General features: G+C 46.9%; 22 protein-coding genes. 3 read left to right on the forward strand and 19 right to left on the reverse strand.

The window, feature by feature from the left end:
• Position 1: 1 nt before the first annotated feature.
• Both ABU165_RS18960 and ABU165_RS18965 read right to left on the reverse strand, forming a co-directional pair.
• Positions 2-1,153 carry an acyl-CoA dehydrogenase family protein gene (locus ABU165_RS18960; RefSeq protein WP_276537406.1) on the reverse strand — a complete coding sequence of 384 codons (1,152 nt, stop codon included), beginning with the start codon at positions 1,151-1,153 and terminating at the stop codon, positions 2-4.
• Between the two features lie 42 nt (positions 1,154-1,195).
• Positions 1,196-1,963, reverse strand: coding sequence for a 3-hydroxyacyl-CoA dehydrogenase (locus ABU165_RS18965; protein WP_009790890.1), 768 nt, complete (start codon positions 1,961-1,963; stop codon positions 1,196-1,198).
• A gap of 209 nt (positions 1,964-2,172) precedes the next feature.
• Between ABU165_RS18965 and ABU165_RS18970 the strand changes: the two genes are divergently transcribed.
• Together ABU165_RS18970 and ABU165_RS18975 are read left to right on the forward strand one after the other, a co-directional pair.
• Positions 2,173-3,024 (forward strand): DegV family protein, encoded by an 852-nt coding sequence (locus ABU165_RS18970; RefSeq protein WP_318060574.1) that lies wholly within the window; start codon positions 2,173-2,175, stop codon positions 3,022-3,024.
• Positions 3,025-3,126: 102 nt separating this feature from the next.
• Entirely contained in the window at positions 3,127-3,873 is a 747-nt protein-coding gene (locus ABU165_RS18975; RefSeq protein WP_318060575.1) for a metallophosphoesterase family protein, read from the forward strand.
• 427 nt (positions 3,874-4,300) lie between these two features.
• Here ABU165_RS18975 and ABU165_RS18980 read toward each other — a convergent pair whose 3' ends face one another.
• From ABU165_RS18980 to ABU165_RS19060, 17 genes are all read right to left on the reverse strand, one after another.
• Positions 4,301-5,437 (reverse strand): homogentisate 1,2-dioxygenase, encoded by a 1,137-nt coding sequence (locus ABU165_RS18980; protein ID WP_306010247.1) that lies wholly within the window; start codon positions 5,435-5,437, stop codon positions 4,301-4,303.
• A 29-nt stretch (positions 5,438-5,466) separates the two neighbouring features.
• Positions 5,467-6,384 (reverse strand): fumarylacetoacetate hydrolase family protein, encoded by a 918-nt coding sequence (locus ABU165_RS18985; RefSeq protein ID WP_318060576.1) that lies wholly within the window; start codon positions 6,382-6,384, stop codon positions 5,467-5,469.
• 4 nt (positions 6,385-6,388) lie between these two features.
• Positions 6,389-7,009, reverse strand: a complete 621-nt coding sequence (locus ABU165_RS18990) for a flavin reductase family protein (RefSeq protein ID WP_318060577.1) — start codon at positions 7,007-7,009, stop codon at positions 6,389-6,391.
• A 2-nt stretch (positions 7,010-7,011) separates the two neighbouring features.
• Positions 7,012-8,103 carry a histidinol-phosphate transaminase gene (gene hisC, locus ABU165_RS18995; protein ID WP_224951922.1) on the reverse strand — a complete coding sequence of 364 codons (1,092 nt, stop codon included), beginning with the start codon at positions 8,101-8,103 and terminating at the stop codon, positions 7,012-7,014.
• A gap of 28 nt (positions 8,104-8,131) precedes the next feature.
• Positions 8,132-9,247, reverse strand: a complete 1,116-nt coding sequence (hppD, locus tag ABU165_RS19000) for a 4-hydroxyphenylpyruvate dioxygenase (protein WP_009790882.1) — start codon at positions 9,245-9,247, stop codon at positions 8,132-8,134.
• Positions 9,248-9,348: 101 nt separating this feature from the next.
• Positions 9,349-10,779, reverse strand: coding sequence for a dihydrolipoyl dehydrogenase family protein (locus ABU165_RS19005; protein WP_009790881.1), 1,431 nt, complete (start codon positions 10,777-10,779; stop codon positions 9,349-9,351).
• The gene (locus ABU165_RS19010) at positions 10,779-11,954 is read right to left on the reverse strand and encodes a dihydrolipoamide acetyltransferase family protein (RefSeq protein WP_148949520.1); all 1,176 of its coding nucleotides are present in this window, start codon (positions 11,952-11,954) and stop codon (positions 10,779-10,781) included. The genes ABU165_RS19005 and ABU165_RS19010 overlap by 1 nt, the downstream gene beginning before the upstream one ends.
• A gap of 36 nt (positions 11,955-11,990) precedes the next feature.
• Positions 11,991-12,986 (reverse strand): alpha-ketoacid dehydrogenase subunit beta, encoded by a 996-nt coding sequence (locus tag ABU165_RS19015; RefSeq protein WP_009790879.1) that lies wholly within the window; start codon positions 12,984-12,986, stop codon positions 11,991-11,993.
• Positions 12,987-14,045, reverse strand: a complete 1,059-nt coding sequence (pdhA, locus tag ABU165_RS19020) for a pyruvate dehydrogenase (acetyl-transferring) E1 component subunit alpha (RefSeq protein WP_022543818.1) — start codon at positions 14,043-14,045, stop codon at positions 12,987-12,989.
• A 36-nt stretch (positions 14,046-14,081) separates the two neighbouring features.
• Complete coding sequence (locus tag ABU165_RS19025) at positions 14,082-15,188, reverse strand: Leu/Phe/Val dehydrogenase (RefSeq protein WP_009790877.1); 1,107 nt, start codon at positions 15,186-15,188, stop codon at positions 14,082-14,084.
• A gap of 56 nt (positions 15,189-15,244) precedes the next feature.
• Positions 15,245-15,643: a thioesterase family protein gene (locus ABU165_RS19030; RefSeq protein WP_318060578.1), complete on the reverse strand. Its 399-nt coding sequence runs from the start codon at positions 15,641-15,643 to the stop codon at positions 15,245-15,247.
• Positions 15,644-15,805: 162 nt separating this feature from the next.
• Entirely contained in the window at positions 15,806-16,600 is a 795-nt protein-coding gene (locus ABU165_RS19035) for an ABC transporter ATP-binding protein (RefSeq protein WP_318060579.1), read from the reverse strand.
• Positions 16,584-17,606, reverse strand: a complete 1,023-nt coding sequence (locus ABU165_RS19040) for an ABC transporter permease (RefSeq protein WP_009790874.1) — start codon at positions 17,604-17,606, stop codon at positions 16,584-16,586. Before ABU165_RS19040 ends, ABU165_RS19035 begins: the two co-directional genes overlap by 17 nt.
• A gap of 19 nt (positions 17,607-17,625) precedes the next feature.
• Positions 17,626-18,633, reverse strand: coding sequence for an ABC transporter substrate-binding protein (locus ABU165_RS19045; protein WP_148949525.1), 1,008 nt, complete (start codon positions 18,631-18,633; stop codon positions 17,626-17,628).
• Between the two features lie 193 nt (positions 18,634-18,826).
• Positions 18,827-19,795 (reverse strand): NAD(P)H-dependent flavin oxidoreductase, encoded by a 969-nt coding sequence (locus ABU165_RS19050; protein ID WP_318060580.1) that lies wholly within the window; start codon positions 19,793-19,795, stop codon positions 18,827-18,829.
• 493 nt (positions 19,796-20,288) lie between these two features.
• On the reverse strand, positions 20,289-20,486 hold the full coding sequence (locus ABU165_RS19055; protein WP_094769206.1) for a hypothetical protein: 198 nt from the start codon (positions 20,484-20,486) through the stop codon (positions 20,289-20,291).
• Positions 20,487-20,522: 36 nt separating this feature from the next.
• On the reverse strand, positions 20,523-22,016 hold the full coding sequence (locus tag ABU165_RS19060) for a hypothetical protein (RefSeq protein ID WP_318060581.1): 1,494 nt from the start codon (positions 22,014-22,016) through the stop codon (positions 20,523-20,525).
• A 119-nt stretch (positions 22,017-22,135) separates the two neighbouring features.
• Here ABU165_RS19060 and ABU165_RS19065 point away from each other — a divergent pair, with 119 nt between their 5' ends.
• Positions 22,136-22,753, forward strand: a complete 618-nt coding sequence (locus ABU165_RS19065) for a hypothetical protein (protein ID WP_148949528.1) — start codon at positions 22,136-22,138, stop codon at positions 22,751-22,753.
• Positions 22,754-22,769 lie beyond the last annotated feature (16 nt).

Below are 22,769 nucleotides of genomic sequence, written 5' to 3' on the forward strand. Positions count from 1 at the left end.
CCTAAAGGCCAAGCCCTTTGGCTATGATGGATTTCATGATTTCATTGGTACCGGCATAAATGCTCGCAACCGGAATATCCCTGTACCTTCTTGCAATCTCATACTCTTCCATATATCCATAGCCGCCATGAAGCTGAAGGCATTCAGCTGCTATCCTTCTGGCATTATCAGTCAGCTTCCATTTAGCCATAGAAACTTTTTGCGTGATATCCTTGCCTTCCATATGCTCCTTATTTAAGGTGTCGAGGAAGCTTCTTCCCATCTCGATATCAGTGGCCATTTCTGCCATTTTAAATTGGGTGTTCTGGAAATTTCCGACCGGTCTGCCGAAGGCCTCCCTGCTTTTCACATAAGATAATGTAAGCTCCAGCATGACTTCAGAAGCAGCTTGTGCAGCAATGGCAACTACAAGCCTTTCCTGCTGCAGCTTTTTCATCATATATTGAAACCCTTGCCCTTCTTCTCCAATCAGATTTTCTTTAGGAACAAGACAGTCTTCAAAGATTAGCTCAGCCGTATCCTGAGAATGAAGGCCGATTTTATCCAGTTTTCTCCCCCTCGAAAAACCCTTGCATCCCCTCTCTACCGCAAGCAGGCTGATTCCCTTATATTTGGGGACCGCTTGAGGATCTGTTTTGCAGGCGACAATAACCAGATCGGCGTGCATCCCATTTGTGATGAATGTTTTTTGCCCGTTGAGACGGTAATAATCACCTTCGTCAACAGCTGTCGTACTGATCCCTGCAAGATCGGAACCTGCACCAGGTTCTGTCATCGCAATCGCTGTAATAATGTCACCGGAAGCACATTTGGGGAGCCACTTATCCTTCTGTTTTTCAGAGCCAAATTCAGAAATATAGGGCACGGCTATGTCATTATGCAGGCCTATACCAACCAGTCCTGAACCAACTCTTTCCAATTCTTCATTAATAACGACGGAAAAACCCCAGTCAGTTCCGCTGCCTCCGTATACTTCATCTAAATCAGGACAGAGAAAACCCTGCTCTCCCATCTTCCTCCAGAAATCCCTTGGTATAAGCCGCTCTTGCTCCCATTGACCGTAGAAGGGATAGGCTTCCTTCTCCAGAAATTTCTTTAAGGCCTTTTGAAAAATCTGATGTTCCTCTTTAAGAAATCCTGTTTTTATAACCATGCTCCTCCCCCTTGGAAAACGCTTACATCAATAATTAATATCTCACTTCGGCTGCATGCGGATTGCCCCGTCAAGCCGGATGGTCTCTCCATTGAGCATCGGGTTTTCTATTATACTTTGTGCCAGCAAAGCAAATTCCTCTGGAAAGCCAAGACGGCGGGGAAACGGGACCGTTTTGCCAAGTGCAGACTTTGCTTCCTCAGGCAAAGAATCAAACATGGGAGTATGAAACAGGCCAGGGGCAATTGCCATCACCCTAATGCCGTATTCAGCCAGTTCCCTGGCAATCGGAAGGGTCATGCTTGCCACGCCTCCTTTGGAAGCACTGTAGGCTGCCTGCCCGACCTGCCCTTCAAAGGCAGCAACAGAAGAGGTGCTGATAATGACTCCTCTTTCCCCTCCTTCATCTGGTTCATTATTCTTCATCTTTTCTGCAACCAGCCGGATCATATTGAAGGTGCCAATCAAATTGACTGATATTACTTTTGAGAATAATTCGAGATCATGTACCCCCCTTTTGCTTATTACCTTTTGACCCGCTGCAATGCCTGCGCAGTTAATGCATACGTTTATGCTACCAAACCTCTCAATGGCTGAGTTGAAAGCTTCGGACGCTTGATGGGCATCTGTAACATCTGCTTTGACAAACAGGCAGCTGCTGCCAAGCTCTTTTTGAATGCTGCTGCCCTTGTCACCGGACATATCAACAATGCAAACCCTGCCTCCCTTCTCTATGATCCTTCTTGCTGCAGCCTCGCCCAGTCCTGATGCACCGCCAGTTACAACAGCTGATATGTTTTTCATATGCATTCGGGCAATCCTCCTTTTAAAGAATATTCTGAATATATAATTCTAGCTACCTGCTGAATTCTCCTTTTTCTTCCTATAGAATATTGCTATTTCCTTTGTTTAAAGTTACCATTGGCGTTCACAAAACTTTTGAAACATTCATAGAGAAGTTCGTGTATAATGAAATGGCTTACAACAGCACTACAATCTTTCTGTAAAGGATATGTTAAATGACAAATAAACGAATTGCTTGGATTACAGACAGCACAGCATTTATCACCAAGGAGCTTGAGCAGCATCAGGATGTTTATGTAATGCCTCTTACCATTGCATTTTCATCGGGCACCTCTGAGGATGGGATCGATTTATCCTCTGATGATTTATATATGAAACTAAAAGCTGAAAAAGAAGTTCCGAAAACATCACAGCCTTCTGTCGGCAAATTCGCCGAGCTGTTTGAAAAATTAAAAGCTGATTATGACTGTGCAATCGCTGTCCACATCTCTTCCAAATTGAGCGGCACCCTGAACAGCTGCATGCAGGGCGCAGAGATAGCAGGCTTTCCAGTTGAAACAGTAGACTCAAAGATGATGTCTTATATCATTACCGGCCTGCTGAATAAGGGGATCGAGCTTCAATCCCAAGATACGGACTGGAAAGAAATTGCCCAAACACTAAGGCTTGAAGCCAATCAGTTTGAGAATTATATTCTGCTGGGCAATCTTGACCAATTCTACAAGGGCGGAAGAATGTCCGGGACTCAGTATCTCCTGGGAAGCATACTAAAAGTAAAGCCGATTATCCACGTTGACCGGAATGGAGAATTCCAGCTTTTTGATAAGGTGCGTTCGGAGAAAAAAGCCGTACGGCGCATGATAGAGCTTCTTGAAGAATCTGCAGAGAAACACAGAATAAAACAAGTACAGATCATGCATGGCAATGTCCTTGAAAAAGCACAGGAAATTGAAAAAGAGATTTTAACCAGGTTTCCTGAAATGGGTACCTTCATCGGGGAAATCAGTTCAACAATTGCTGTGCATGCCGGGGAAGGCACCGTTGCTGTCGTCTGGCATTTTGAATAAATATACTGCACCTTCCGAACAGGAATCTTCTTGTTTTGGGAGGTTTTTTTTATGGAAAAAGCGAAACTATTAGAATGAGATGCAGCAAAGGGAGATGAACGAATGAGCATTGCAGTAATTTCAGATATACACGGAAATATCACTGCACTCGATCGGGTGCTGGGTTATTTAGAGGAGCGGAAGATCGACCGGATCTTTTGTCTAGGCGACCTCGTCGGGAAAGGGCCGCATTCAAAGAAAGCGATAGCGCGGGTTCAAGAAAAATGTGAAGTAGTTGTGCGCGGAAATTGGGATGACTTTATCCAGAAGCCGGCCGATTTTCCTGATCTTCAATGGCATCAGGAACAAATCGGCAAGGAAGGAATGGACTATTTAGGTACCCTTCCTTTTCATCATGACTTTATGATGAGCGGAAAATATATCAGACTTTTTCATGCTTCCGCTAAAAGCATTTACCACCGGGTAGTGCCGATGCGCCACCCGATTGAGGAACGGGAGGCTATGTTCGGGGCAAGCGATTTCATTGACGAAGATAAAAGGGAAATCATTCCTGACGTAGTCGGGTATGGAGATATCCATGCTGCTATGCTGGAGCCGATTGATCCCAAAAAGGTCCTGTTCAACACTGGAAGCGTCGGCAATCCGCTTGATGTGCCGGAAGCCTCTTTTGTTATCCTGCATGGTACATATCTTTCGGAAGAGCCGGCCCCTTTTTCAATCGAAATGGTCCGCCTTCCTTATGATATTGAAAAAGAAATCAGCATGGCCCGCGAGATGGGCATGCCAAACCTTGAACCCTATGCTCTGGAACTGAGGGAGGCTATTTATAGAGGCAGGCAGAAGGCTTAGGCTGGATAAAGAAATGTCTGCTGGAGCTAAGGGAAGTTTAGTGTTGTTGCTATCTAGATATAGAACTTCTTGGCAACAGTCGGGAAAACTATCAAGGTACGGATGTTGAACTTAATAATGTTTCCAAAGGATATAAAAAGAGAGTTAGGATTGCGAAAAATAATAGAAACTCTTAGCTTGCAACGGTATTATTGCACATAAATTTTAAAAACCCTGTTGCTTGGAGAGGAAGGCACGTAGACTCCTGCGGGATTGCAGCGGCAAAGCTGAGATCCCGCAGAAGCGGCAGCGGCGAGGAAGCTCAGCTTTGCCGCCCCGCGGAAAGCGAAGTGCCTGGAACGCAAAGCAACAGCCCCATCCTCAAACAAAACAGACTGTACACATATAGCATACAGTCCGTACATTTTTTAAAAAAACACCACTTCCCTCACTTCTCCAGCCAGGAATACATATAATTTTCATCTTCATATTTCCTTGCCTTCTTCACAACCTTTAAAGGCTTAAAAGTATCTATCATAACAGCCAGCTCCAGTGTTTCCTTTTTGCCAATGCTTGCCTCTGTCTTTCCCGGGTGAGGGCCGTGCGGGATTCCTCCGGGATGAAGGGTGATGGAGCCTTCCTTGATCCCTTTTCGGCTCATGAAATTCCCTTCGACATAATATAAAAGCTCATCACTGTTCACATTGCTGTGGTAATAGGGTGCCGGGATGCTTTCCGGATGATAATCATATAATCGCGGGACGAATGAGCAGACAACAAAATTATGCCCTTCAAATGTCTGGTGGACTGGCGGCGGCTGGTGGACACGGCCTGTAATCGGCTCAAAATCGGAAATATTGAAGGCCCATGGATATAGATACCCGTCCCACCCCTCGACATCAAGAGGATGATGGGCAAGAATATGTTCATGAAGATGGCCCCTCGTTTTTGTGACTACCTTATGAGGCCCTCTTTCTGTATGGGTCTCCAGTTTTTCAGGGCCGCGGATATCACGCTCGCAGAATGGGCTGTGCTCAAGCAGCTGTCCGTACTCATTTCTGTACCTTTTTGGAGTCGTAATCTGGCTGAATGATTCAACAATAAGTGCCTTTGTGTCTTTTTCCGGAATGATCCTGAAAATCGTGCCGATCGGAATGACAATATAGTCCCCCGGCCCATAGCTGATTGTCCCGAACATCGTTTCAAACATGCCGTTTCCATAATGGATATAGTACATCTCATCTCCATCGCTGTTCCGGTAATAATCCTGCATATTTTCTGAGATATTAGCCGAAGCGATCAGCAGATCATCGTTTCCAAGCAGATATTCCCTTGCTTGAAGGGCATTTCCTCCATGCTTGATGTTCTCCGTCAGCAGATGCCGGTGTTTAAGTGCCGCCATTTCCTCATATTCTGGAAGATAGCTGCCTGAGAGGGATACCTCTTCTGTTTCTGTCGGCATAAAATGATGATACAAAATTGACTGAGTCCCCGAAAAGCCCTTTGTTCCCATGACCTGCTCCCTGAAAAGGGACCCATCTTCTTTTTTAAACATCGTGTGGCGTTTGTGCGGGATCCTCCCCATTTGCCTGTAGTACAAGCCTTCTCCCCCTTTCAGTCTGAAATCGTATTGAACAGCTTGCCAAGACCCGTGATTTCCAGCTCTACCGTATCGCCGGGCTTAAGCCAGCGGTGAACATCTTCCCCGAGCTCAAGGATGCAGCCGGTCCCTACTGTACCAGAACCAATCAGCTCCCCAGGGTAAAGTGTGGTATTCTCTGAAGCCCTCTCTATCATTTCACTGAATGAATAATAGATATCCTTAAGATTTCCTTCTGACAGCAGGATCCCGTTCACTTTCGCTGTCATATCCAAATCATACCCATTGTCCATCCGATAGCTCTCCAGCTCATCTTTTGTCACAATATAAGGGCCGATCGAAGTGGCAAAATCCTTTCCTTTTGCCGGTCCAAGACCGACCTTCATTTCTTTTCTTTGAATATCCCTGGCACTCCAGTCATTTAAGATGCAGTATCCAAAAATATATCCGTCCGCCTCTTTGGCAGAGATATTTTGGCCTTCTTTGCCGATGATGCAGGCAATTTCCAATTCATAGTCCAGCTTGCTGCAGCCGGCAGGCAGAGTAATAGGCTCACCTGTCCCTTTTATGGATAGATGGTTGGAAAAATAAAATACCGGCAGCTCATACCATTCTTTAACCATTTCCAGGCCCCTGTTTTCCCGGGCTGTTTTGACATGCTCCTCAAAAGCATAAAAGTCACGGAAGCTTTTTGGGCATGGAAGCGGAGCCTTCAGTGTTACTTCCTCCAAAGGGTAAGCACCGCTGCCCGATTCTTTCCATTCAGGATGTGACTCAATCTGCTCCATGAAAAATGGATGATTTTCTAAAAAGGCCAATAATGTTTTTGGGAGGATTCCCTTCGAAGCTTCATGCATATCAACAGCAGCAGTGCCCTCCAGCCAGCCGGACCTGACCGATCCATCCTGTTTTTGAAAGGTTATGAACTTCATTCCATCACCCCGGATCTGATTTTCTGATAATCTCGAAAACATCTGCAAGCGGGCCAGTATACATATGTCCCGCCAGCCTTCCAACCGGATCCAGCTTTTCAGTGTCGATTTTCCCATTATGATACAGGTCATCATTCACCTGCACATGCCTAACCATGCCAATCACCAGGCTTCCAGACCCTGGACCGTCTCCAAAGTGCAGGAGCTGATGGAGAGTGCATTCAAGCTGGACTTGGGAACGCTTAATTCTCGGCGGCTTCACACTAGCGCTTCTTTCCTGCTCCAGCCCCGCCATTTCCAGTTCATTTACTTCACGTGCATAATCCGCTGAACATATATTCATTTTCTCTGCCATACTTCTGCTGACGATATTGATGACAAACTCCCCGGTTTCTTCAATATTAAGAAGTGTATCTTTTTTCTTTCCGTCTGTTCCCTTTCGCATAGGGGAAAAGCATACAAGCAGGGGGTTCGCACAGACGGCTGTAAAAAAGCTGAATGGTGCTGCATTGACGTTGCCGCTGTTGTCCATGGTCGTCACAAAGGCGATGGGACGGGGAAGAATGGATCCTGACAGGATTTTGTACCCCTCCTGCCAGGATAGGGAAGACACCGGGATTTCCACTTTTACACTCTCCTCCCCCTCACGGCCTGGCCAATAGCTTCAAGAACTGCATCATTATCTTCCTCTGTACCGATTGTTAATCTGACAGCCTCTCCCTGAAAGCTTGCATGAGTAAATTTCCTGACGATGATGCCTGATTCCATGAGCTTTTCAGCAAGTGCCCCTTGAATGAAAAGAAAGTTAGCTTCTGAGGCATAACACATGAATCCAAGCTCTTGAATACGGCCGCGCATTCTTTCTCTTTCCGTTCTGTTCTTTTCTCCACTCATCCTGACAAAATACTGATCCTCCAGCGCTGCTATGGCTGCGGCCTGTGAGAGGGCATTCACATTGAATACCTCCCTTACCTTATCCAGCTCTGCTATGATGGATGGATGCATCATTCCATATCCTGCCCGGAGCCCTGCAAGCCCGTATGCTTTTGAAAATGTCCGCAATACTGCAACATTATCGTGGAAGGTAAGCAGTTTTTCTGCCTCAGTCCTTTTTTCATGGTTCATATATTCATAATAGGCTTCATCCAGAACGATAAGTATATGTGCCGGTACAGCAGCGATGAATTGCTGAATAGCCTCTTTACATAAAGCTGTACCTGTCGGGTTGTTTGGATTGCAGATAAAGATCATCTTTGTTCTGGAGCTAATGCGGCTGCCCATCTCTACTAGATCGTGTAAGCCATCTTTAAGCGGGACTTCGACAGCCTTTCCGCCTTCAATCACGACATTTGCCTTGTACCTGGGAAAGGTAAGGTCTGCCATGATTGCTTCATCACCTTCACTGATATAGGCTCTTGCCAGGAGCCTGATGAGTTCCTCGGAACCGTTGCCGATTGAAATATACTCAGAAGGCAGATTGAGGAAATTGCCCAATGTCCGTTTGAGCGCTGAACATGCCCCATCAGGGTAGCGGGAGAGGTTTCCGGCCTGTTTGCTCATGGCTAAACTGACTAGCTTTGAGCAGCCGTATGCATTTTCATTGTCTGCAAGGCTTCTGATGCGGGAAAGCTTGTATTTTTCTTTTAATTCTTCTGCAGCTATCCCTAAAGGATAAGGGGTGATTCCCCTGATGCTTTCCTTCGTTAAAATCCGATCCATAGGAGAACCCCCTTTCTGTTTATAAGAATTACAGGTTTCCGCGTCTTTCCTGCTCTCTTTCAATCGACTCGAACAGCGCCTTGAAATTGCCTTCGCCAAACCCTCTTGCTCCTTTGCGCTGGATGATTTCGATGAATAAAGTAGGCCTGTCGACGACCGGCTTTGTAAAGATCTGCAAGAGGTAGCCTTCATCATCCCTGTCTACCAGAATGCTGAGCTCTTTCAGCTTATCAATCTCTTCGTCTATTTGGCCGACCCTCTCAGACAGCATCTCATAATAGGAAGAAGGAGTATCAAGGAATTCAACCCCATTTTTTCTGAGGACAGATACCGTCTGGACAATATCCTCTGTTAGGATGGCCAAATGCTGTACGCCTGCCCCATTATAGAATTCCAGGAACTCCTGGATTTGCGATTTCCTTTTCCCTTCTGCCGGTTCATTAATCGGGAACTTGATTCTTCCGCCGTTATGCATCACTTTGGACATGAGTGCGGAATATTCTGTGCTGATGTCAGAATCGGTGAAATGCTTCATTTCCTTGAATCCCATGACATTGGCGTAATAGTTCACCCATTCTTCCATTTCTTCCACATTTCCGACCACATGATCGATGCCGATGAAGCCGGCATCCTCGAATGGGGCCTTCGTTTCATATGGCTCATAACCCGGCATAAAGGCACCCTTATAATGATTCCGTTCCACCAAAGTGTGTATGGTATCTCCATATGTACCGATCACCGCCTTTTTGAGCTTGCCATGGTCATCCTCCAGCTCAAATGGCGGAACCAGTTCAATTGCGCCGCGCTCTACCGCACCTTTGTAAGCACTTTCAACATCATCAACAGCAAGGGCGATATCTTTGACCCCGTCACCGTGCTTCTTCACAAAAGCAGCCACCTTTGTTTCCTCTGTGAGCGAGCCTGTCACTACCAGCCTGATTTTTCGCTGCTGCAGTACATATGACACTGTCTCCCTGTTTCCTGTCTCAAGCCCTGAATAAGCGACAGGCTTGAAGCCAAAGCATGTGCAGAGGTAATGGCTGGCCTGTTTGGCATTGCCTGTATAAATTTCAAGATAGTCGACTTCCTTGACCGGAAAAATTTCTTCTGCCTTTTGTAATGGCGAAACCGTTCTTTGTTCCATCCTAATCCCTCCAACTGTTTTAATTTTCAGATTTATCTTAAAATATTTCTTTTCCTTCAGGCAAGAGCGCAGTGTGAAGCTCTGCTGCTGTAAAGCATTTCTTATGTTTTCACTTTTTCCCTAGCAGGCAGATGGATGCTTCTCGCTTTAAGAGATTCTACCGCTTCCAGCAGGGCTTCTGCTGAACTTGGATGAGCATACACAGGAAACAGCATATCTTCTTCCCTGGCAGCCATTTCAAGCAAAGAGACACCAGCACAAATCAGTTCCTGTGCGCCATCTCCTATCATATGAACGCCTAAAAGAAAGCCTGTTTCCTTTTCAAAAATCACTTTGGCCATTCCTTCCCTGCTCCCCTTCACACTTGCATAGCCCAAGGAAGAAAAAGGAAAGATTCCCGTGTCTATTTTATAACCCGCTTCCAGTGCCTCTTGCTCCGTCAGACCTGCATAAGCAATAGGCGGCTGGGTATGGATGACAACAGGGGCAAAACGCAAGTCAGCCTCCGTTTTCAAACCGGCAATCGTTTCGGCTGCAGCCTTTCCCTGTCTGATTGCCTTTGATGCGAGCGGCGGTCCGTCTGCCACGTCCCCAGCTGCAAAAATATGGCTGACAGAGGTTTTCCCTTGCTGGTCTATCTTAATAAATCCCGCTGTGTCTATTTCCACTCCCGCTCTATCAAGCCCCAGATTGGCAGTATTGGGCCGGAAGCCGGCTGCAGTTAAGAAACAGCTTCCTTTCAGCTGCTTATTTTCTCCGCCCAGTTCATAATTAATCTCGACACCCGAACCGCTTTCTTCTACAGACAGGAGCTTTGCCCCGCGATAAACTTTGATTCTATTTTTCTTCAAGATTCTGCCGATCTCCCTATTCACAGCCGCATCAAATCCAAAATCATCTTTTTCCTGATCCAGCATAATTGATGTCCTGGCCCCGAAAGCCTGAAAGCTCATGGCCATTTCCAGGGCGATATAGCCGCTCCCGTAAATAATGAGCTCATCAGGAAGCTTTTTCAGGGAAAATACAGACCAGCAGTCCAAAAGCTTTTCGGAACGCGGGGAATTATCGTGTGGCCAAATTGGTGTGCTTCCGGTTGCTATGAGGCAGTGTTTGAAGCGGAATACCTGATATGCTTCGCCATTTTCAATGCCCATCCGGTCAGCTGAGAGAAAAAAGGCATTGCCTTTCACCAGCTCAATCTCATTGCTTTTGCACAGCTCTTCAACTCCTTTTTTCAGCTGTGCTGTTTTCCGGTCTTTTTCATTCATGAGCTTTTCCAGCTGGAAAGCGGAAAAAGACAGTTCAATGCCGTATTCACCCGCAGCCTTTATCTTCCTGATCCGGTCTGCAGCTTCGGCAAAAAGCTTAGAAGGAATGCACCCCTTATGGAGGCACACACCGCCAAGATCCGCTTTTTCAATCAGCGTGACCTTTCTGCCTAGCTGTGCCGCCCTGATGGCTGCCTGGTAGCCGCCGGGTCCCCCTCCAATGATCACAACATCCTTTTCATAAGCCAGTTCCCCTACTACCATCACACCAGCTCCAATAGCATCAGTTTGGGATTCTCGATCAGTTCCGCAAAACGGTTAGTAAAACCGACAGCAGCAGCGCCATCTGCTATCCTGTGGTCAAATGACATGGAAAGCTTCATGATGGAGCGGATGACAATCTGATCGTCCTTATCGACCACCGGCATTTTTTTCGTCTTATGCAAGGAAATAATGCTTGTCTGCGGGTGCAGGATGATCGGGGTGGCGCCGGTGCTGCCGTTCAATGGCCCCACATTGCTTACCGTGAAAGTGCCTCCGGCCGTTTCCTTTGCCAACAGCCTGCCATCCAGCGCCTTCCTGGTCAAATTCTGCAGATCCTCTGCGATTTCGGCAATCGTCTTTTCCTCCGCATTCCGGATGACCGGCACGATAAGGCCATCCTCCGCATTGACGGCCACCCCAATATGGTGCTCCGGCAGCAAATGGATCAGTCCAGCCTTCTCATCAAGCCTGCTGTTAAACACAGGGAAGCGTTTGAGAGCCATTGATAAAGCTTTTATATAAAAAGCTGTCATCGTCACTTGCTTTTCCTGCTTTTTGAGCTCTTCCCGGAATACGGAAAGCTCTGTGACATCCACATCCTCAAAATGGGTGCAATGAGGAATAAGGGAAAGCGACTGAACCATCTTCTCGGCAGTCATTTTCCGCCGTCCGGAGTAAGAGATGGCAGAATCATGAGCGGCTACCGGTCTCTCTGCATCTTTTTTTATCTTCCCGGACTCTTTTTCCCTTGCAGACACATCACCTTGTCCGGCCATCCTGAAAATATCGGTGTCCACCACTCTTCCGCCAGGACCTGATCCTTCAATATCATCTATGTTTATATCATTTTCTCTTGCAAGCTTCCTTGTGTAAGGTGATGCGAGGATTCTCTTCGCTTGTTTGCCAGCATGTGATCCCTCTTCAATTGCTGCTTGGCGGCTGTTTTCCGGCTCCAGCAGAAGCAGTACTGCCCCAACTTCTACCGTCTCCCCTGGCTTTACCGCAAACTCACGGACTATGCCCGCTCTTGGCGCAGGTATTTCTGCTGTCATTTTATCGGTCTGAACCTCGACCAGGGGCTCATCCGCCCGCACAAAATCACCTTGTTTGACAAGGAAACAATTGATTTCTGCTTCTGACATCCCTTCCCCGATATCATGGAGCTTTACTTCCATATTAAAACACCTCCTGATAAAAGCTCAGTTGATTGCTTAGAACGTCCAGACCTTTTCAATCGCACGGCAGACTCGTTCAGCCGTCGGCAGATAATGGTCTTCAAAACCGAAATAGGGAACAGGTGCATCAAAGCCTGCAACCAGTTCAGCCGGTGCTTTCTGATATAAGAAGGAGGTATCATTGATAATGGCCAGAACATCATTGCCAACAGAGGTTGATGCATGAGCCTCCTGGACAATGACGGTGCGCCCCGTTTTCTGCACCGAGGCAGAGATGATATCCTTATCCAGAGGATACAAGGTGCGGAGGTCTAGAACATCACATGAAATACCTTTTCTCTTCATTTCCTCAGCAGCCTTCATGGCAATCGGCACCATAGCGCCCCAGGCGATGACCGTCACATCATCTCCATCCATTAATTTACTCCCTTTGCCTATCTCTACGGCATACTTTCCCTCCGGCACCTCTGCCCGCAGTGACCGATAGCTTTTCATCGGTTCTAGAAACAGGACAGGGTCAGGATCCTCAATGGCGGCAATCAAGAGCCCTTTTGCATCAGCCGGATTGGACGGGCAGACTACCTTAATGCCCGGCATATGGGTAAAAAGGGCTTCAGTACTGTCACAATGGATTTCCGGTGCTCTTACTCCTGCACCATATGGGGCCCTTATCACAAGCGGGACGGTATAATGTCCCATCGTCCTCATTCGGAGCCGGGAGGCATGTGTCATGATCTGCTCAAAGGCAGGATAAATAAAGCCAAGAAACTGGATTTCCGCCACAGGCCTGAATCCATTGACGGCCATCCCGATGCTTGCACCGATGAATCCCGCTTCACTCAGCGGGGTATCCATGACCCGCTCTTCACCGTATTTTTCCTGCAGGCCTTCGGTCGCGCGGAACACCCCTCCATTTTTCCCGATATCCTCCCCGAGCACCAGAACTTCATCATTTTCCGCCAGCATGATGTCCAATGCTTCATTTACTGACTGTACAAGCGTCATGGTGCTGGTCTTGACTGCTGTTTCCATCTAAGCACCCCCAAGCTGGCTAAGGTATTTTTCCTTTTGCTCTTTTAGCGGCCATATCAGCTCTGCAAACACATGATCAAAAATATCAGCCGGATCGGCAGGCGGGTATGCTTCCATCTCTGCAATAGCCAAATCAATTTCTGCAGCTGCTTCCGATTCTGCTCTCTTTGCCCAGTTCTCATCGTACAGATCTTTATTCTTCAGCCAGCGTTCCATTCTAAGAATCGGATCGATTTTTCCTCTTAGAACGCTGCTTTCCTGCTGATCCCTGTATTTGGCGGGATCATCGGCGGTCGTATGGGCACCATATCTCCATGTCACCGCCTCGATTAAGGTCGGACCGCCGCCTTCCCTTGCCCTCTCCAGCGCCTTTTTGGTCTCACGATATACAGCAAATACATCGTTCCCATCAACCCGGACACCAGGAATGTCATAGGCAAGGCTTTTTTGCGCAATAGTTTTGGTATTCATTTGCTTTGACAGCGGGACGGAAATCGCATATTGGTTGTTTTGATTGAAAAACACCACAGGTGCCTTAACGATGCTGGCAAAATTGAGGCCCTCATGAAAATCCCCTTCAGAAGTGGCCCCGTCTCCAAAATAGACAATGGCAGCTTTTTTCGTTCCTTTGCGTTTTTCCGCATATGCCGCCCCGGCTGCATGTGGGATCTGGGTGGCGATCGGAATTCCAGGAGGAAAGATATTCTTTCCTTCAGGGGGAATGCATCCTTCATTTCGTCCGTTCCAGAATAGCAGCACGTTTCTCATTGAATGCCCGAAAGCCAAAGCTGCTCCATGGTCCCGATAGGTAGGGAACATCCAATCCGATTCTTCGAGCGCCATCGCGCTCCCTATCTGGGCAGCTTCCTGGCCTTCAAACGGAGCATACGTCCCTATCCTTCCCTGGCGCTGCAGGCTGACCGCTTTCCGGTCAAAGACCCTGATCCGGACAAGCTGCCTGTAGAACTCCAGAGCCAGCTCTGTGTCAAACCCTGAGGTACCCGATACCTCGTTTCCGTTTTCATCAATCATCCTATTGACTGGAAATTGGCTCTCCATCCTATCACCCTTTTCAGTAAAGTCATTGGCATACAGTTATGTCCGGACTGCCCATTTCGGCCGTTTCATATGGGAAAAAAAGCTGTTCCTCCTGGTTCTCGCTTCAATCCTCTGCTCGCAGAACTGGTTGGCAGCCTCAATGGTTGTGATCCCTTCAGCTGCCGAATAGTCGTACACATTAAGCAGCGCACTATATATCGCCTTCGTTTTCCGGAGGACCCTTTCTTTATTAGGGGAATACAGTTCATCTGCCACCTGGATAAGTCCGCCGGCATTCACAATATAGTCCGGTGCATAAAGAATTCCTTTTTGCTGGAGCATGCCGCCATGCCTGAATTCAAGCAGCTGATTATTCGCCGACCCGGCAACCGCCCTGACCCGGAGCTGTTCTATACTTTCATCGTTGAGGATGCCTCCCAGAGCACAGGGGACAAAGACATCCGCATCTGCACGGTAAATTTCTTCACTGCTGACCGCTTTGAGGCCCGCTCCCATTTTTCCCGCCTTTGCCATCAGCTCATTGATGGCTTCTTCATTGATATCAGCAACATAAAGATCAGCGCCTTCCTCCAGCAGCTTTTCAGCCACTTTGAACCCTACCTTGCCGAGCCCCTGGATGCTGTAGGACCGTCCGCCAAGGTCCGATGTCCCATAAAGAACCTGGTTTGTGGCTTTAAGCCCATAAATCACCCCTTGGGCAGTCGGAACAGAAGAGTCCCCGCTTCCCCCATATTCTTCGTCAGCACCTACAATGCAATTGGTTTCCTTCATGGCGTGGACAAAGTCTTCAGGAGTGGTTCCCATATCTGTGCCTGTGTAGAACCTTCCATTCAACGATTCAACGAATTGGCCGAATGCCCTGAAAAGCTCGGGTGTCTTATCCTTTGAAGGATCGCCGATGATCACCGCTTTCCCTCCGCCAAAATCTACATCTGCTGCAGCGCACTTATAAGTCATCCCCTTGGACAGACGCAGGACATCTTCAAGTGCTGCGTCTGCAGAAGGATAGGGAAACATCCTGCAGCCGCCCAGCGCCGGGCCAAGCCTTGTGCTGTGGATCGCAATGATCGCCTTAAGGCCTGTTGCTTCGTCGTTGCAGAACACCACCTGTTCATGCTCACGGATCGTATCAAACATATCCATCGTCTCTCAATCCCCCTCTATATGTTAGCGCTTTCATTTAATGATGCATAAAAGCTTTAGTCCAACCGGATCTTCTCTGTAAATCTTTTAATCTTGCTCCGCGGAAGGATCGCCTGGGTGACTTCCCCTTTGCCGATCACTGTATCCCCATGGAAAGCCTTGACTGATGTAAAAATCAGATTTCGTTCAAGCCTGACGACTTCCGCAGTGACATTCAATATGCTCCCCTCAGCAGCAGGAGCAAGATGCTTGACTGTGACTGCGTACCCCATCCCTTCTTCGCTCTCTTCTAAAAATGGGAGGATTACTTTTCTTGATGCCCATTCCATATAATAGACCATGCTGGCTGTGGAAAAGAGCGGGTGTACAATCTCACCGCCAAACTGCGCGAACATCTCCCGGCAAACTTTCAGCTGGATGGTTGCAGCCGCCCCTTCTTTTAAACCCGGCTTCACTGAAGAACACCCTCAAATATGTATGACGTATTTTTAACGTTATAATAACATTATGACAAACGAATAGTCAATCAATTGCAAATTTTCTTAAATCATCCAGCAAAAGAAAAAGGATTAACATAAGGCAAAATCCCGCCTACTTAATCCTTTTCCTTCATTCAGCTACGAGAGAAGAGCCCTGTCGCTTGCCAGCTGCCGGCCGCGGATCCGCTGGAACTCGTTGAGCAAATCTTCAATCCCTAATTTATTCTTTTTATCTTCTTCAACTTCCAGGATGATCTGTCCTTTGTCCATCATGATAAGCCGGTTCCCGAGATCCAGGGCCTGCTGCATGTTATGGGTGACCATGATGGTGGTCAGTTTGTAATTGCTGACAATTTCCTTTGTGAGGCGGGTGATCAGCTCGGCCCTGGCAGGATCAAGGGCCGCAGTGTGTTCATCAAGCAGGAGGATGGAAGGCTCTGTGAAGGTGGCCATAAGCAGGGATAAAGCCTGCCTTTCACCTCCGGATAACAGTCCAACCTTGGCATTCAGCCTATTTTCAAGACCGAGATGAAGGGCCTCAAGGACTTCCCTGAAATTTTCCCTCCGCTTTTTAGTGACGCCCCTTTTAAAAGTCCTGCCTTTATTGCGGGAATAGGCCATAGCCAGATTTTCTTCTATCGTCATGCTTGGGGCCGTTCCTGCCATTGGATCCTGAAAAACCCTCCCGATCAGAAATGACCTTTTATGCTCAGGCATCATCGCCACATTTTTACCATTAATCAGCACGCTTCCTGCATCTGGAATCATGACGCCTGAAATGATATTCATCAGTGTCGACTTCCCCGCCCCATTTGAACCGATGACAGTGACAAAATCGCCCGCAGTTAAAGAAAGGCTCACACTGTCAAGAGCATTTTTCTCATCAGGCGTCCCTTCATTGAAGATTTTGCTGATATTATTTAGCTGCAGCACGCTGATCCTCCTCCCTTTCTCCGGAAAGATAGCCTTCACCGGGCTGAGTGCGAAGCCTCTTGGCCTTTCTTCTTCCTTCCCTTATCCGATCAAGTGTTTTAGGCATGATCAGAGCAATGATGACAATGACCGCTGTAATGAGCTTCATGTCCCCCGGTTCAAGGAAATCTACACGCAGGGCAAGTGTGACGACGATCCTGTAGATGATTGCTCCGCCAATTACGGCAAGAGTTGTCCTTGCTATGGTTTTTGTGCCAAATATAGCTTCCCCGATGATGACCGATGCCAATCCGATTATGATCATCCCGATGCCCATCCCGACATCAGCAAATCCACCCTGCTGGGCAATCAATGCGCCAGAGAAAGCGACAAGGCTGTTAGACAGCCCCAGGCCGAGTATGACCATCAGATTTGTATCTGCTGAGAGGCTTCTGATCATCCTTTTATTGTCGCCGGTTGCCCTTAAAGCAAGGCCTATCTCCGTTTTCAGGAACTGATCCGCCAGAAGCTTAATGGCAAATGCAGTTAACAGCATCATTATGAGGATCCCCCATGTCCTTGGAAGGCTGTCCCCCAGCCCTACGGCTGCAAGAATGCCATTCAGCATGGGATCGATCCCTGTTTTATCCCATGCATCCCTGATGCCAGTCATGGCTGTCTCTGTATTGAGAAGAGGTACATTGGACTTTCCCATGATCCTTAAATTAATGGAATACAAAGCGATCATCATCAGGATGCCGGACAGCAGGCTGTTTATTTTTCCATAAGCGTGCAGGATTCCGGTAAGGCAGCCGGCGGCAAACCCTGCTATAAGGGCAGCAGCTGTAGCGATAAAAGGATTGACGCCGCTTACGATCAGGGTTGCTGCAACGGCAGCACCCGTCACAAAGCTGCCGTCCACTGTAAGATCCGGAAAATCCAGCACCCTGAAAGAAAGATAGACACCGAGCGCCATGATACTATAGATGATGCCTGACTCAAATGCTCCGAAGATTGCTGTAAACATCTAAAGACCACGCCCTTCGCTATTCTTCATAAAACTCGGCTAGATCCTTCCATTCTTCCTTGATCTCAAGTCCTTGTTCTTCCGCAGCTTTTGGATTGAACACGAGTTTGATATTTTCAGGCAGTCCTACCGGGATTTCACTTGGCTTCTTATCTCCCTTGAGGATGTCTGCGGCCATTTTGCCAGTCTGATAGCCAATCTCGAAATAATCAAACCCGCTTGCCGCTACCCCGCCCCGCTTAAGGGAATCGAGCTCACCCACAAAAAGAGGGATTTTTTTGCTTTGTGCTACAGCTATGACCGATTCAAGTGCGGAAACGACCGTATTGTCTGTCGGGACATAGATGGCATCTGCCCTTCCTACTAAAGACTCTGCAGCCTGCTTGACTTCTGCGGAAGTGGAGACGGACGCCTCTACCACCTCGGCCCCATTTTTTTCTGCCAGTTCTTTGACTTTCTCGACCTGTACTTCAGAGTTCTGCTCTCCGGCGTTAAAGATGACGCCAATCTTCCTGGCACCTGCTTCCTTTGTCATGAAATCAATCGTTTTGCCTGTAGCATCAGGATGATTATCTGTCGTGCCGGTGATATTATCGCCCGGTTCATCAAATGACTTCACAAGCCCGGCACCGACAGGATCTGTTACTGAGGTAAATACGATGGGAATATCCTTTGTCGCATTCAATGCACTGACCGCACTTGGCGTGGCATTGGCAAAAATGAGGTCCACCTGGTCACCCGCGAAATTATTGGCAATGGTCTGTGTGTTATTCATATCTGCCTGGGCATTCTGGAAGTCATATTCAACATTATCGCCTTCTTTGAAGCCTGCTTCCTCTAGCGCCTTTTTGAAGCCTTCAGTTGCTGCATCCAGTGAAGGATGCTCGGCAAATTGAGTCAATCCGATCTGATAAATCTTCTTGTCCCCATTTTTGCTATTACCGCCTGTAGCCTCATCGCTCCCGCAGCCAGACAGGAGCAGGCTTCCTGCCAACAGTAAAGAAGCAGCTTTGATCGATTTTTTCATGACAATCCCCCTTGCAAAATTATTGGCATCTCACACTGACTCTCTCTTCTGCTGCATTTATGTAATCGCTTACATAAAATATGATAAATTATCTCATCAGCGTTTTTACACCGTTATATTATCACCTGGTTTTAAAATATGTCAATAATATTCTAAAGATTTAGTTAATTAAAACTATTAATCTTCAACTTGCTTATTGCTGCCGGGCTTTACTGAAAACTCTAAACTGGCCTGCTGTTTTTTCGATAGCTTCTTCCGCCTCTTCCATCATCCGCTTGAACAGATCGGCAACCGCCGGAATATCTGCAATAAGCCCGGCGGTCTGCCCGGCATTCATGAACCCTCTCACCCCATCTCCTTCAAGAGCTCCTTTTTTATGATAATCTTCATTAGTAAATAAGCTGTATTCAGAAGGATTTTCTGTTTCTTTCTGAAGCAGAAAATCAGCATACTCTGTATGCAGTATTCTTCGGATCTGCCCTGCACTTCTGCCGACTATGATCGTGCTTGCATCGCTGGCATCAAGCAGAGCATTTTTGTAATTTTCGTGGAAAGGTGCCTCTTTGACTGCGATGAGGCGCGTGCCGATCTGCACGCCGCTTGCACCTAGCATGAATACAGAAGCCATTCCTCTTCCATCGCTGATCCCGCCTGCTGCCGCCACCGGAATGTTGACCCTGCTGCAGATCTGGGGGATAAGAGAAAGCGTTGTCGTTTCCAGCCTGGAATTGATGCCTGCTGCTTCATAGCCTTCAGCAGAAATAATGTCCGCTCCTGAAGCTTCCACCTTTTCAGCCTGTCTGACCGATGCAGTGACAGCAATGGTTTTGATTCCTTTAGACTTCAGCCGGCTTATATATGGTGCGGGATTTCCAGCTGAAAGCGATACAGCTGCTGCGCCGTATTTTTCAGCAAGCTCCATTGCCTCTTCCGCAAAAGGGGACACGGTGATGGGAATATTGACAGCGAATGGCCTGCTTGTCAGGTTCCTCAGCGCAAGCAGCTTAGCTTCAATTTCTTTAGGGAGCATAGTCCCTATCCCTATGGTGCCAAGCCCTCCGGCATTGGAAACCGCGGCTGCAAGCCGGCTGCTGCTGATATTTCCCATGCCTCCTTGTATGATCGGATACTTGATTTGTAAAATCTCCGTCAACCTATTCAATAGATTACCCCTTCCGTAAAAATAGTGTTACACTATTTTGAAAATTAACATAATATAAACAAAACCGCAAGGTACGTTCCATAAACTCATATAATCTGTACGCTTAAGGGGCTCTGTTTTGAAAGGTAAAGCATATCGGTACTGTCTCCTGAATCAAGACACGAAAAAGACTCCTGGATTTCCCGTATCCAGGAGCCTTTCTTATACGCTCTTTTACACAACTTATTCTTATATTAGAAAGGATCTGTCACTAACTCTATATTATGTGAAACTTTATTTTTGGCTATAACTGTACTAGTGTGCTGGTCAGCGCAAAGTTTGAGCCAACAGGGATGTATGCTTATATGCTTATGGCAGATAGAAAGACCAGAAGCGGGTACGCTTTGTCTGCAGTCTATCCGATAATGCTGCATCATCTGCTGTGCAGCCGGCTTACTATTCCTGTGGCTTTGATGTTAATGCGTGAAGCAGGAAGGACAAATGATTATTCTGTTTAACGGCCGCAGCAGGTTCTGCGGCGGGGGCGTGTACCGCCGGCAGCGCCTGAGACATATGTTGTGCTGTCCCCGCTGGGAAGCAGCTGGTTTTTATTTTCCAGCAAATTTTTCTTTTTGGCTTCGCCGGTAATCTTTCCGGCAGGAAACTTCTTTCCTTTTTTGAAGCTTTCATAGAATTTTCTGGCCTGTTCCATTTCTCTCACTCCCTGATTATTTTACCCGGTTGGCGATCAATTCTTAAATGGATTGAAAACACTTGATTGGGATTTTGCTTGGGGATAATATTTCTGAATCAGCTCCATCTTGTTGTCCTGGTTCTGGTTTTTATCATTCCTTGCTTTGTCCCTGGCCCTTCTGATAAGTGCCTCAGCCATTTCTGCTGTCTGATCTCTTGCGGATTCGGGCTTTCTTGGCGGCATCATCATTGCTGCGCTTCTCTGGGAATTTCCCATTAAATCCTGGTTTTGCCGCGGTTGCATTTTATCCTGGTCCTGCCTGTGGGAAGCGGCATTTTTTGCCTGCTGGATTTTGCCTGCAGATCTCTTTTTCATGGTTTCCACTTTGGTCTTGAGTTCTTTATCACGCTGCTCCATTTCTTTCACTTTGCCGCCAAGCTTCAAATTCTGTTCTTTATAATCGGCAAGTTCAGCCTCCAGTTCTTTCGTTTTCTGGAGGTATTCCTCATCCCTTTTGATGAAATTGCGGATCTGTTCTTTCAGCTCTTTCATTTCGCTTGTATATTGCAGTTCATTTTCTTCATAACGCTCAAAATGCCCGTTCATATCGCTTAGCAGATTTTCATATGAGCTTAAAAGAGAATGCAGTTCCTTGATTTTATCCTGAAGCTCCTCAAGCTTTGCTAAACTTTGCGTCTGACTTTCATTATTCCACCAAGACCTTAGCAAATGTATCCAGCTCCCTCTTTTTATAGTATTCACGTCTTGCTCTTCTGGAGTAGGCAATGTGAATCCATCAGTCACCCATTTTTCTGTAATATTTTGAAAGGTGCCTTTCATTTCTCCGAACCATTTGGTTTGTTCTTCCCTTATAGTCATCATCCCTGCCAGGCTGGACTGGAGATGCACGAGGATAATTCTTCTGTCATCATGATATTTATTGCTGCTGAGTTCACCCGCCTTCGAGACAAGGCTGGAAAGTTTTTGGCTTTCTTCATCCAGCTTAATGGCCATTTCTTCAGCGAGTTTTCGGTTATCCTTCAGCTTCCTTTTGTACTCCATTTTCCTTCGGCTTAGCTCTTTCTCCAGCTCTTGGCTTCTCTTTGCGGAGGAAGTCAATAAAAACTCAAGATTGGTAATTTGATTGTACATATTCATTCTCTGCCGGGCATATTCATTAATGGTTTGATCTTTCTTTTGTATATCCCGCCTGAGTTCTTGATCTTCCGCCTGGATCTGATTAATTTTTGTTAAAATGTCCTTTAGCAGCTCATCTGCCCTGAAGTCATTCTCATGGCCGGAAACTGCTTCCTTTTCTTCTTGTTCTGGCCGGTCAATTGCCGGGGCCGGGACCGCTGGTGTCTCCTGCTCTATCAATGCGATATCTGACAGAAGCTCTTTTGTTTGCCCATTGTATAAAAGCAGCGTTTTCTTTATGCTGTTTAAATTATGCCTGGAGGTATCCAAAAAATTGATAATGCTTCCCGGCTCCCATGACTCTAATCCTTCAAGTTCCTCCGGTGTTGAATGATGTGCATCCTTTTTCATTGCATCCCCTCCTTCTGAGGCATTTATCTTATTTATCTATATGTGAATTTTACTTCTCCGTTACACTATACAGGCACGAAAAGATGGATCGGCAATATGTATATGCAGGGGTGATCTAATTGAAAAAAAGCTTTCTGCTTGACCGCTTTCTGACTGTGGATTATATGGAACAGCTTGTAGTAAGAAACGGGTTCAGCCTTGTCAACAAGCCTCCGAAAGATCTAAAAAAAACACTGCTGTATTATAAGAATAAACTCGATTCCGGGAATGAAGCCCCTTATATAGTAAATGAGGATGAAATAGTAATGGCAGAAATTCCGTTAAATAATGCGGAATATTATCAGATCAAATGGAATATCCCGAAACTCCTGTACTTGATAGAAAGAGAGCAGATACAGAAGACCGCCTTGCCTGAGGATCTGGCAGAAAAGCTCAGCCGGAAATCAGATATAGAAAAATTCCCCGCAGATGCTGAAAACAAAGATATCATTCTGCTATCCTATCCCCCTATTTCAAGGAAATTCATCATCGCCCAGGGCGATATGAAGAAATTGGCTGAAGACACGAAGACAATCACCGCCTATATCCTCCCGCCTTATATCCATCTTAAAGCTGCTGCCGATTCGCGTGACAGGAACTTATTCTGCATTCACTTCAATTATTCGCTCATTTGCAGCTATTTGGCTGGACAGATAACGCTTGAAGAAGCTGAAAAAAGGATCTTCCCGGTCTTTTGAATAATTACGCAATCAG

This window comes from Cytobacillus sp. T106 (genome assembly GCF_040492155.1).
Classification (GTDB): domain Bacteria; phylum Bacillota; class Bacilli; order Bacillales; family Cytobacillaceae; genus Bacillus_AB; species Bacillus_AB infantis.